This is a genomic window from Pseudomonas caspiana, from assembly GCF_002158995.1.
Taxonomy (GTDB): domain Bacteria; phylum Pseudomonadota; class Gammaproteobacteria; order Pseudomonadales; family Pseudomonadaceae; genus Aquipseudomonas; species Aquipseudomonas caspiana.
Genome location: NZ_LOHF01000012.1, coordinates 124,173 through 136,050 on the forward strand (window position 1 = coordinate 124,173; position 11,878 = coordinate 136,050).

General features: G+C 56.3%; 12 protein-coding genes. 5 read left to right on the plus strand and 7 right to left on the minus strand.

What is annotated here, in order from left to right; all coding sequences use genetic code 11:
* Window positions 1-18 precede the first annotated feature (18 nt).
* From AUC60_RS15515 to AUC60_RS15525, 3 genes are all read right to left on the minus strand, one after another.
* Window positions 19-774, minus strand: coding sequence for a DeoR/GlpR family transcriptional regulator (locus AUC60_RS15515; RefSeq protein WP_027900765.1), 756 nt, complete (start codon window positions 772-774; stop codon window positions 19-21).
* A gap of 116 nt (window positions 775-890) precedes the next feature.
* Window positions 891-2,396, minus strand: a complete 1,506-nt coding sequence (gene glpK / locus AUC60_RS15520; RefSeq protein ID WP_087269095.1) for a glycerol kinase GlpK — start codon at window positions 2,394-2,396, stop codon at window positions 891-893.
* A 49-nt stretch (window positions 2,397-2,445) separates the two neighbouring features.
* Window positions 2,446-3,312: an MIP/aquaporin family protein gene (locus tag AUC60_RS15525; RefSeq protein WP_087269232.1), complete on the minus strand. Its 867-nt coding sequence runs from the start codon at window positions 3,310-3,312 to the stop codon at window positions 2,446-2,448.
* Window positions 3,313-3,669: 357 nt separating this feature from the next.
* Here AUC60_RS15525 and ybaK point away from each other — a divergent pair, with 357 nt between their 5' ends.
* Entirely contained in the window at window positions 3,670-4,140 is a 471-nt protein-coding gene (gene ybaK, locus AUC60_RS15530; RefSeq protein ID WP_087269098.1) for a Cys-tRNA(Pro) deacylase, read from the plus strand.
* 282 nt (window positions 4,141-4,422) lie between these two features.
* Window positions 4,423-5,211: a PhzF family phenazine biosynthesis protein gene (locus tag AUC60_RS15535; RefSeq protein WP_087269101.1), complete on the plus strand. Its 789-nt coding sequence runs from the start codon at window positions 4,423-4,425 to the stop codon at window positions 5,209-5,211.
* 60 nt (window positions 5,212-5,271) lie between these two features.
* Here the strand turns inward: AUC60_RS15535 and AUC60_RS15540 are convergent, their stop codons facing one another.
* Both AUC60_RS15540 and argF read right to left on the minus strand, forming a co-directional pair.
* Window positions 5,272-6,345, minus strand: a complete 1,074-nt coding sequence (locus AUC60_RS15540) for an ABC transporter ATP-binding protein (protein WP_087269104.1) — start codon at window positions 6,343-6,345, stop codon at window positions 5,272-5,274.
* Entirely contained in the window at window positions 6,342-7,262 is a 921-nt protein-coding gene (argF, locus tag AUC60_RS15545) for an ornithine carbamoyltransferase (protein ID WP_087269107.1), read from the minus strand. The genes AUC60_RS15540 and argF overlap by 4 nt, the downstream gene beginning before the upstream one ends.
* A 453-nt stretch (window positions 7,263-7,715) precedes the next feature.
* On the opposite strand from argF, the gene AUC60_RS15550 reads away from it, so the two are divergent.
* The 3 genes from AUC60_RS15550 to grxD all read left to right on the plus strand — a co-directional run bounded on the left by AUC60_RS15550 (window position 7,716) and on the right by grxD (window position 10,737).
* A complete protein-coding gene (locus AUC60_RS15550; RefSeq protein ID WP_027900758.1) occupies window positions 7,716-8,006 on the plus strand; it encodes a hypothetical protein in 291 nt (96 codons plus the stop codon).
* A 180-nt stretch (window positions 8,007-8,186) separates the two neighbouring features.
* Complete coding sequence (locus AUC60_RS15555; RefSeq protein WP_087269110.1) at window positions 8,187-10,295, plus strand: molybdopterin oxidoreductase family protein; 2,109 nt, start codon at window positions 8,187-8,189, stop codon at window positions 10,293-10,295.
* A 100-nt stretch (window positions 10,296-10,395) separates the two neighbouring features.
* Entirely contained in the window at window positions 10,396-10,737 is a 342-nt protein-coding gene (grxD, locus tag AUC60_RS15560; RefSeq protein WP_087269113.1) for a Grx4 family monothiol glutaredoxin, read from the plus strand.
* A 165-nt stretch (window positions 10,738-10,902) separates the two neighbouring features.
* Here the strand turns inward: grxD and bfr are convergent, their stop codons facing one another.
* On the minus strand, window positions 10,903-11,376 hold the full coding sequence (bfr, locus tag AUC60_RS15565) for a bacterioferritin (protein ID WP_087269115.1): 474 nt from the start codon (window positions 11,374-11,376) through the stop codon (window positions 10,903-10,905).
* 201 nt (window positions 11,377-11,577) lie between these two features.
* Window positions 11,578-11,796 (minus strand): bacterioferritin-associated ferredoxin, encoded by a 219-nt coding sequence (locus AUC60_RS15570; RefSeq protein WP_087269118.1) that lies wholly within the window; start codon window positions 11,794-11,796, stop codon window positions 11,578-11,580.
* Window positions 11,797-11,878 lie beyond the last annotated feature (82 nt).

Below are 11,878 nucleotides of genomic sequence, written 5' to 3' on the forward strand. Positions count from 1 at the left end.
TGTTGTCAGGAAAGTTAACTACACCACTTCCAGCCGAATCTTGTTCTGCGCCAGCAACTGCACCAGCGCCGGAGCGGGAGCTTGATCGGTTACCAGACAGTCAATCAGGGTGATCGGGCCGAGACGCACCATGGCATTGCGGCCGAACTTGCTGGAGTCGGCGGCCAGGATGACCTGCCGGGCGTTGGCAATGATCGCCTGAGAGACGCGTACTTCTTGATAGTCGAAGTCCAGCAGGCTGCCGTCTTCATCAATCCCGCTGATGCCCACCAGCGCGAAGTCGACTTTGAACTGGTTGATGAAATCCACGCTGGCCTGACCCATCACACCGCCGTCACGGCGCACGTTGCCTCCCGCCAGCAGGACGTCGAAGTCCTCCTTGGCGCTGAGCATCGAGGCCACATGAAGGTTGTTAGTGATGATTTTCAGGTTGTTGTGGTTGAGCAGGGCGCGCGCGATCGATTCGGTGGTAGTACCGATGTTGATGAATATCGACGCGTGATCGGGGATTTGTGCGGCAATGGCTTCGCCAATCCGCTGCTTCTCATCGCGCATCTGGTCCGCACGCATGGCGTAGGCGGTGTTTTCGATGCTTGAGTCATAAGCTGCGCCGCCGTGGTAGCGGCGCAACAGGTTCGATTCCGCCAACTGATTGATGTCGCGGCGGATGGTCTGCGGGGTCACGACGAACAGCGTGGCCATTTCCTCGATGCTGACGTAGCCGCGTTCACGGACCAGTTCGAGGATTTGCTGCTGACGGGGAGGCAGATTCATTTTTGTTGGGTTTCCTTACAGGCTGCCAAATGCGGCCCATGATGCCGCAGGCATGTACTGCCTGTCAGCCGGAAACTCGTTAGCCATGATCCTGCTACCCGTCGCAAGCGTAACGGTTACTCGTTGTTTTCGTGCGGTTCCCAGTCGCGGGTGCGCGCTACAGCCTTCTGCCAACCGGCGTAGAGTTTTTCCTTCTCTTCTTCGGCGCATTGCGGCTCGAACTCGCGCTCGATAACGGCTTTGTTTTTCAACTCGTCCAGGCTGCTCCAGAAGCCGATGGCCAAACCGGCCAGATAGGCCGCGCCCAGTGCTGTGGTCTCACGCATTTTCGGGCGTTCAACCGTAGTGCCGAGGATGTCGGCCTGGAACTGCATGAGGAAGTTGTTGGCCACTGCGCCGCCGTCAACCCGCAGCGATTTCAAGCGCTCGCCGGAATCCTGCTGCATGGCGTCCAGAACGTCGCGGGTCTGGTAGGCGATGGATTCCAGCGCTGCGCGAATGATGTGATCGACTTTCACACCGCGCGTCAGACCGAACAATGCGCCACGGGCATAAGGGTCCCAGTACGGAGCGCCCAGACCGGTGAAGGCCGGGACCAGATAAACGCCGTTGCTGTCCTTGACCTTGCCCGCGAAGTATTCGGTGTCGACAGCGTCGGTGATGATTTTCAGTTCGTCCCGCAACCATTGCACGGTCGAGCCGCCGTTGAACACAGCGCCTTCAAGGGCGTAGGCGACTTCGCCGCGCGGGCCGCAACCGATAGTGGTCAGCATGCCGTGAGCGGACTTAACGGCTTTCTTGCCGGTGTTCATCAGCAGGAAGCAACCGGTGCCATAGGTGTTTTTGGCCTGGCCTGGCTCAACGCACATCTGACCGAACAGCGCGGCTTGCTGATCGCCTGCGATACCGGCAATCGGAATACCGCTTTTGCTCTGGCCATAAACCTCGGAAGAGCTTTTCACTTCCGGCAACATCTCACGTGGAATATCCAGCACTTCGAGCATGCGCTGATCCCATTCCAGGGTATGGATGTTGAAGAGCATGGTGCGCGATGCGTTGGTGTAATCGGTGACGTGCACTTTGCCGCCGGTGAATTTCCAGATCAGCCAGCTATCAATGGTGCCGAACATCAACTCGCCTTTGCGGGCGCGTTCGCGGCTGCCTTCAACGTGGTCGAGAATCCACTTGACCTTGGTACCCGAGAAGTACGGGTCGATCACCAGGCCAGTCGTGTCCTTGATGTACTCTTCCATGCCGTCACGCTTGAGCTGCTGGCAGATTTCGGTACTGCGGCGGCACTGCCAGACGATGGCGTTATAAATAGGGCGACCGGTTTCTTTTTCCCAGATAACCGTGGTTTCACGCTGGTTGGTGATACCGATGGCAGCAATCTGGTTGTGGTGCAGATCAGCCTGAGCCAGTGCTTTGGTCATGCACGCGGTTTGAGTGGCGAAGATCTCCATTGGATCATGTTCAACCCAGCCCGCTTGCGGGTAGTGCTGAACAAATTCGCTTTGCGCGGTGCTGACGACATTGGCGTCGCGGTCAAAGATGATTGCACGAGAGCTGGTCGTGCCCTGATCGAGGGCAATGATGTAGTTCTTGTTCTGTGAGTCGGTCATGTCGATTGCCTTGTGCTAATGGGTGAAGTTAAAAGCAGACGCGCGAGATTCAAGATGAAATCTGGGCTTTGCCTGGAACAACGTCAGCGTCTTTTACAGTCGCAGTCTCTACAGCAGGAACGGTGGGCGGCAGATGGCGCGCAATCAGCGCACGATAGCCAGCGGCACCGAGGCACGCACCGAGAATCGGCGCGAAAATCGGAATCAGAAAGTAGGGGATGTCACGGCCACCGGTAAACGCGACCTCATCCCAGCCTGCCAGGAACGTCATCAGTTTAGGACCAAAATCACGGGCCGGATTCATCGCGAAGCCTGTCAATGGGGCTGTCGAGGCACCGATCAGTGCAACCAGCAAACCGATAAGCAGTGGCGCGAGGGTGCCGCGCGGCAGGCCGTTGTTGTCGTCAGTCAGGGACATGATGACGCACATCAGAATCGCAGTGATCACACACTCCACCAGCGCCGCCTGGCCTACAGAAATAGACGGGTTAGGGTAAGTGGAAAATGCAGAGGCCAGTTCGAGGCTGGCAACCGAGCCACGAATCATCTGGTGCGTTTGTTCGAATTCGAAGAACAGGCTGATATACAGCAGATAAACAAGACCGGCACCGCAAAAAGCTCCTGCGATTTGCGCGGCAATGTAGAAGGGTAATTTTCGTTTTTCAAAACCGGCGAAAATGCTCAGTGCGATGCTGACTGCCGGATTGAGGTGCGCCCCGGAAACGCCTGCGCTCAGATAAATGGCCATGGCGACCGCCAGACCCCAGATGATGCTGATTTCCCAAAGCCCGAACGTGGCACCCGCAACCTTGAGCGCTGCGACACAGCCGGTACCGAAAAAAATCATCAGGGCAGTGCCCATGAATTCGGCCACACATTGACCTTTCAGCGTTGGTTCTTGCAGTGCGTTAGTCATGAAAACCTCTTTTTTGTTCTTGTGCGGCTCTGTGTGAAATTCACCAGTGCGCGTCTTATAACGAGCTCGAGGAAACCCCATCCTCGACCTCAGGATTCGACCTTAAATGGCACTAAAGTTCCAGTGAATATTCGTAAACGAACAAAAATAGACAGGAACGAATGTGGTTGAAAGTAGAAGCGAACCTGCAGGCGATGTCAGGCGCATGGCTTTTTACGCGGATTGATCGGTGTTGTGTACACCTTCTTTGGCTTTTTTCCGCGTTTCACGTTTTGCCCAGTAAAAACGGGGTGTACAGACGGTTGAGCGCCTAGAATAATCCACCTGAACTGGCCGCTTTGGCCTTTGGAGCGCTGCATGACACCTGCATTGGATCTATTGAAAAAAGTTCGCGCTGAACACCGTATCCACAGCTACGAACATGACCCGAAAGCTGCTTCCTACGGCCTTGAGGCGGCGGAAAAACTGGGGCTCGAACCGGCGCAGGTGTTCAAGACACTGCTGGCAAGTACCGAAAAAGGTGAATTACTGGTCGCTGTGGTGCCGGTTGTTGGCACCCTGGACCTCAAGGCTCTGGCTACCGCTGCGAAAGCCAAGAAAACCGAAATGGCTGACCCGGCTGCTGCGCAACGCTCCACCGGCTATCTCTTGGGCGGTATCAGCCCGCTGGGTCAGAAGAAGCGGTTGCGTACTTTTATTGATCAAAGCGCTGAGCAGTTCGCGACGATTTACGTCAGCGCCGGACGTCGTGGTCTTGAAGTAGAACTGGCGCCGACGGTACTTGCTGAACATACCGGCGCGATGTTTGCGTCGGTGGGGCGAGGCTGAAAGCTGCGCGCTGTCTCGCAGCAAACATTGGATTTGTAGGAGCGCACGAGCACCGCGAGGCCGCGATAGCGGTTTGTCTGACACTCCGCGATCGCTGGCCTCGTAACCTCGGTGAGCTCCTACAGGATTTGGGCCATATCGGAAGAGCGCGTTTTGTTTGAAAGGATCAAACCTTTCGCCTCGCGCTGTGGATGTATGCTCGGTAATCGGGCCATCTGTCTCTGGTGAACACGGCTGCAGGCATGCATTGTGCAACGCATCAATCGCACTGGAGCATCACTTATGTTTCTCGAATTTCATCAGGTCGATGCCTTCAGTGATCGTCCGTTCAGCGGTAATCCGGCGATGGTTTATCGCCTTGATGCATGGCTGGCTGACGAGTTGATGCAGCGCATTGCTGCCGAGCACAATCTGGCGGAAACCGCGTTTGTGGTGCGCGAAGCGCTCGGCTGGCACATTCGCTGGTTTACACCCAAGACTGAAGTGCCACTGTGCGGGCATGCAACGCTGGCGGCTGCCCATGTGCTGTTTACTGTTTTCGGCGAGCCTGCGGAACAGCTCGATTTTTTCTGCAAGTCCGGTGCGTTAAGCGTTACTCGAGAGGACGGGTTATTAATGCTGGATTTCCCGGCGATGATCCCTCACGAGGTCGGGGTGACGTTGGAGCTTGAGCGTGCCTTGGGCACCAGCATTGTTGATGCGCTCGGCTCAGTGGAATTGATGGTAGTGCTTGAGTCCGAACAGGCGGTACGTGAATGCAGGCCTGACATGGCTGCCTTGGCAAAGCTGCCATGGCCCGGTGTCATCGTGACCGCCAAGGGCGAACAGTTTGACTTCGTCTCGCGTTACTTCGCCCCGGCGATTGGCATCCCGGAAGACCCGGTAACCGGATCGACGCACTGTGTGCTGATTCCGTACTGGGCCGGGCGACTGGGCAAGGATGTGTTAAATGCCTACCAATGTTCGGAGCGCGGCGGGGCGTTGTTCTGTCGACTGGAAGGGGAACGGGTGAAAATCGGCGGTCATGCCACGTTGGTGGCGAGCGGTAAGTTGATGGTTAGCCTGGGCTGAATCACGCGGCCTCCAGTTGGAATGCGCTCCCACAGGAGAATACATTTCAATTCATCCAGGCTAAACCGCCTGCTGCACCGCCACGCTGCCAGCAGCGGGGAACAGCACCAGATGGTCGGCCGACACCCGGATACCCACCTGCTCACCGGCTTGATAATCCGCATGGCTGGGGAAGATCGCTTCCAGCTGGCTGCCCGTCGGCAGTTGCAGGCGATACAGCGTTGCGGCGCCCTGGAAGGTTTTACTGCTCACCCGGGCTTTCAGCTCACTGTTCGGGTCGTAGATGATGTCATCCGGTCGCAGTAGCACATCCACCGCGCTGCCCTTCGTGCCGGGATAGGCGCGGTTGCCCAGCAGAACGCCCAGTTCGGTCTGCACCGATTGGGGGTCGATCATCACGCCGCGAATGAAATACCCCTGACCGATAAAGCTGGCGACGTAAGGTGTCAGCGGTTCGTGATAGAGGTTGTAGGGCGTGTCCCATTGTTCCAGACGACCCTCTTTGAATACGCCCACATGGTCACTGACGGCGAAGGCTTCTTCTTGATCATGGGTGACCAGTATTGCGCTGGTGCCTCGGGCCTTGAGAATGTCGCGGACTTCATGGCTGAGGCGGCGGCGCAGTTCGCCATCCAGATTTGAAAATGGCTCGTCGAGCAATAACAGTTGCGGCTCTGGTGCCAAGGCTCGCGCCAGCGCAACGCGCTGCTGTTGGCCGCCGGACAGTTCATGGGGCAGGCGTTTGCCTAGATCGCCCAGATTGACCAACTCCAACAGCTCGTTGGTGACTTGCTGGAGACGTGGATGCTTGCGAATGCCGAAAGCGATGTTCTCGGCAACGCTCAAGTGCGGAAACAGTGCGTAGTCCTGGAACACCATGCCGATCCGGCGTTTCTCAGGCGGCAGGGTGAACCCTGGTTTGGAGATAACGTCGCCCGCCAGAGTGATTTCCCCGGCATGAACCGGCTCGAAACCGGCAATGGCGCGCAAAGTCGTAGTTTTGCCACAGCCGGATGAACCCAGCAAACAGCCGATATCACCAGCGTTGAGGTGCAGGTTCAGGTCCTGCACCACGCGTTGTTCCTGATACCCGCAGGCCAGATTGCGCAAGTTCAGCAGCAGTGGCGAACTCATGCAGGCTGGCAGGATGGCGCAACCAGAAATTCCAGCAGCGCTTTCTGTGCATGCAGACGGTTCTCAGCCTGATCCCACGCGACGGAGCGGGGGTCATCAAGCAGGTCGACACTGATTTCTTCACCACGATGGGCTGGCAGGCAGTGCATGAACAGCACGTCTTTGTCGGCGAGATCGAGCAGTGCGCGGGTCACCTGGAAGGGGGTGAACAAGGCGATGCGCTTGGCGGTTTCTTCTTCCTGGCCCATGGAGGTCCAGACATCAGTGCTCACCAGATGGGCGCCAGCCACTGCCGCGCGCGGGTCCCGCAGAACCGTCACACGATCACCGGCCAACGCCAGAAACTCGGGATTAGGCTCATAACCTTCAGGGCAAGCCACGCGCAACTGGAAGTCGAACTGGATCGCCGCTTCTATATAGCTGTTGCACATGTTGTTGCCATCGCCGATCCAGGCAACGGTCTTGCCTTTGATCGAGCCGCGATGCTCGAGGAAGGTTTGCATGTCGGCCAGCAATTGGCAGGGGTGCAAGTCATCGGACAGGCCGTTGATGACGGGCACACGAGAATTAGCGGCAAATTCCGTCAGGTTGCTATGAGCAAATGTACGGATCATCACGGCATCAAGCATGCTCGAAAGCACTTTCGCGCAGTCGGCAATCGGCTCGCCACGACCCAATTGGGTGTCGCGAGGTGACAAAAAGATGGCCTGACCACCCAGCTGGATCATGCCGGCTTCGAACGAAACACGGGTACGTGTCGAAGATTTCTCGAAGATCATGCCCAGAACCCGGCTTTTAAGCGGTTCGAAAAGCACGCTTCGGTTTCGCAGGTCTTTGAGCTCTACGCCTCGACGGATCAAGCGCAGGAGTTCTTCTGGCTTGTAATCCATCATCGAGAGAAAGTGCCTGGCGTTCATTATTAACTACCTTTTTTGCAACAGACCGCAGATGCTCAAAGCCGGGTTTTATCGGGAAAACGGGCGAGACCTGCGGCGGAAGCCGCACGGGGCGACGAATAGGAAAGGCGCGATGGTATAAAAAAATGTCGCCTCTTACCAATAGGATGCTTATGTCCGAATGTTTTTTATTCGCAACAGAGGCAGTTTTCTGCATTCGGAGCTTGCCTGAGTTATCAAGCTGAGCAATGCTCTAGGTGGCGGCAACTGGCCAGCCAGAGGTGTCCCGAGGGGAGTATTTGTACACTGCCCTCATGCGAGATTGCAATTACTGCCGATCCTGCAACAGTTGAGCAGTTGAGCGGTCATATCGTTGCACTTATGCGATCTGCTTCACGCGGCGCGCTAGTGGTCCGTTCCATAAATAATCGGCGCAGGGTATAACTGCTCATCGTGTATCAAGGGGTCTGGGGAATGGAATCGAAAGAAAAACAGCTGACGGAACTGCTCGGGCTAACGGCTCGCACCCTGACGCATCTCACCGCTTCGATGACATCGATGTCTTTCGAACTCCTGCGTAGCAACGACGAAGTCACCCGGGCTGCGGGACGGCACATGATCGATCGAATGGCTACGATCAGTTCTGGTCTTGATGAACACTGGCGTCTGATCGGTGAGCTGACCGGTGTTCACTTGGCTCAAGAGCAGATCGAAACGGTTCACGAGATTCAGCTGCAGCGCAAAATCACCCCCATCGGCGGCTGATCCATCGCACAGGCCCGCCGGATGCCAGGTCATTTGCCTGGCTAGAGTCAGCCAGCCATCGGCCCGCTTGATGCCCGCCGATTCATGAGACGAACGTCTCTGGCGCAGTCGCAAGGCACGCCTCATAGTTTCGTTTGAGCGATCGTTTCAGATCGTCACGACAAAAACATGAGGCTGGCCATGACCAAGACCCTCCATCACCGTGCCTGCCATCTCTGCGAAGCCATTTGCGGCTTGAGCATTGAAACCACTACAAGTGCTGAAAACCAGGTGTCGATCACCTCGATCAAGGGCGATCCTCTGGATGCGTTTAGTCGCGGCCATATTTGCCCCAAGGCCGTGGCGCTGCAAGATATCCAGAATGACCCTGACCGATTGCGCCAGCCTATGCAGCGCGTGGGCAATCAGTGGCAGCCCATTGAGTGGCAAGCCGCATTCGATCTGGTCGCCGAGCGGTTGCTGGACATCCAGCGGCGCCACGGGCAGAACGCCGTGGCCGTGTATCAGGGCAACCCGAGCGTGCATAACTACGGGTTAATGACCCACAGCAATTATTTTCTGGGTTTGCTGAAAACCCGTAATCGCTATTCGGCGACCTCAGTCGACCAGCTTCCCCATCATCTGACCAGTTTTCTGATGTATGGCCACGGCCTGCTGCTGCCCATTGTCGATATCGATCACACTGATTTCATGTTGATACTGGGCGGTAACCCGCTGGCATCCAACGGCAGCATCATGACAGTACCGGATGTCGAAAAACGCCTGAAGGCTATCCAGGCACGAGGCGGCAAAGTGGTGGTCGTTGATCCGCGACGTACTGAAACGGCCGCTATCGCCGATCAGCATTTGTTCGTGCGACCGGGGGGGGATGCGGCGCTGCTGTTTGGCCTGCTGAACACCCTGTTTGACGAAGGCCTGACTCGGGACAGCCATTTACCGGTCGATGGTCTGGATCAAGTGCGCTCGGCCATCGCGGCCTTCAGCGCCGAAGCCATGAGCCCGCGCTGCGGGGTGCCCGCTGAGCAGATCCGCCAACTGGCCCGAGACTTCGCGGTTGCCGATAAGGCGGCGTGCTACGGCCGCATGGGGATTTCCACTCAGGTGTTTGGCACGCTGTGCCATTGGCTGGTGCAGTTGATCAATCTGGTCACTGGCAATCTGGATCGGGTGGGCGGTGTGCTGTGCACTGAGCCAGCGGTGGATCTGGTGGGCTCAACCTCCGGTGGTCATTTCAATCAGTGGCAGAGTCGGGTTTCCGGGTTGCCCGAATACGCCGGTGAGTTGCCGGTCGCGGCGTTGGCCGAGGAAATGCTCAGTGAGGGAGAAGGGCAGATCAAGGCACTGGTAACGGTTGCGGGCAACCCGGTGTTGTCGACGCCTAATGGCCGTCAACTGGATCACGCGCTGGACGGTCTGGAATTCATGCTCAGCATCGATCTGTATATCAACGAGACCACGCGGCACGCCGACCTGATTCTGCCGTCTACCTCCGCGCTGGAAAATGACCACTACGACACGACGTTCAACACGTTTGCAGTGCGCAATGTCACACGATTCAATCGGGCCATTCTGGCGAAGCCCGAGGGTGCACTGCATGACTGGGAGATTTTCGTCGGCCTGGCGAAAGCCTTTGCCGAAAGGGCGGGGCGTGAGCTGAAGCCGACCATGCCCCCGGCGCAGATGATTGATCGCGGTTTGCGTGGTGGATTGTACGGCGACGGCTCGGACTACAAGCTCTCGCTGGACACTTTGCGGGACCATCCTCATGGTCTGGACCTGGGCGCGTTGAAGCCTAATCTGGCTTCACGCCTCAAGACTGCCAGTGGTCGCGTTCAGGCTGCACCTGACGTCGTGATGGCTGACATTGCACGTTTCGCTGTTGATAGCGCTCCAGGGAATGGTGAGCTGCTGCTGATTGGCCGCCGCCATGTGCGCAGCAATAATTCATGGATGCATAACTATCACCGGTTGGTTAAGGGTAAGCCTCGTCATCATCTGTTGATGCACCCCGATGATCTGGCCAGTCGGGGCTTGAATGACGGGCAGCAGGTGCGGGTCAGTTCCCGGGTGGGTGTCATTGAAGTGCAGGTTATGGCGAGTCTGGACATGATGCCGGGTGTTGTCAGCCTGCCTCATGGTTGGGGGCACGCAAAGCCCGGTGTACAGATGGAGATTGCCTCGCATCAGCCGGGGGAGAGTGCCAATGACCTGACCGATGAGCGAGAACTTGATAGCCTGTCCGGCAATGCGGTGCTCAATGGTGTGAGCGTTCAAGTCGCGGCGGCATGATGGTGGGCGGGCTGGGAAGTCAGAGCGTCACGCTCGGGTTTCCGTTACAATGCGCCACCGTGTCGACAACTGAGTCGGAAAAGTTAAGCCGAGGTGCTCCATGGATATCATCGAAACGATCAAAGACCAGATTGCCAACAACACCATCCTGCTCTACATGAAAGGTGCTCCGAATGCCCCGCAGTGCGGCTTTTCGGCAAAAGCCTCTCAGGCATTGATGGCCTGTGGCGAAAAATTCGCCTACGTCGACATCCTGCAGAATCCTGAAATCCGCGCCAACCTGCCAAAGTACGCCAACTGGCCAACTTTTCCACAACTGTGGGTTGCCGGTGAGCTGGTAGGCGGTAGCGACATCATCACTGAAATGCAGGCGGACGGTTCGCTGCAGGAGTTGGTGAAAGGCGCAGCTGCCAAAGCTGCTGCGGGTAACACCGAAGCCTGATTACTGGCTGCGTGTACCTGTAGGAGCCGCCGAAGGCTGCGATAGCATTCTAATGATGCTCCGTATTTCTCAGCCTCTGGCAGCTCCTACAGATTATCACCGGGATCAAAAAAGCCCCGCTTTCTCTCGAAAGCGGGGCTTTTCCATTTCAGCAGATCTGACGAATCAGTCTTCGCCCATCTGCGATTGCAGGTAGTTCTCGATGCCGACTTTCTCGATCAGGCCCAGTTGGGTTTCCAGCCAGTCGATGTGTTCTTCCTCGGACTCCAGGATATCTTCCAGCATTTCGCGACTACCGAAGTCACCAATGACTTCGCAGTGAGCGATGGCTGCTTTGAGATCAACCAGGCCTTTGTGCTCGATCTTCAGGTCGCACTCAAGCATTTCCTTGGTGTGTTCGCCGATCAGGATTTTGCCCAGCTCTTGCAGGTTAGGTAGACCTTCGAGAAACAGGATGCGCTTGATGAGCTTGTCAGCGTGCTTCATCTCGTCGATGGATTCGCGATACTCGTGCTTACCCAGTTTGTTCAGGCCCCAATCTTCATACATGCGCGCATGCAGAAAGTACTGATTGATTGCGACCAGCTCGTTTCCGAGGATCCTGTTGAGATGCTGGATGACTGTAATGTCGCCTTTCATTTTTGAGGTCCTGCCAATGGTTTGTATATATAAAGGGCGAGTTTGAGCCGCGCGTATTAGTCTGTCAAACCTAAGTTATTGAATAGTAAGTGAAAATAAATAGTAATAAGAATGTTTGTGTTCCGCATCTTGACGCTAAGCGTTTGAATTACGGGCATAAAAAAACCGGACACGAGGTCCGGTTCTTTGAATTCGGTTGAATCAGGCGGCTGAAAATTCTGCCGGATAAGCCAATGAAGCCTGGCTACTCTGTAATTCGGTAAGGGTATCGCGTACCACTTCTTTGGCTAAACAGGCGCATTTACCACATTTGGTGGCAACACCCAGCGTTTCACGAACGTCTTTGTAGCTGCAGCAACCCTCGAAAATTGCATCGCGGATTTGACCGTCGGTAACACCTTGGCAGAGGCAGACATACATAAATGAGAACCGTCGCTGTAATTTCTCGTTGCCGGGGATACTAATGTTAATGAGAATGCTTGTCAAAACTCATTGAGAAGGT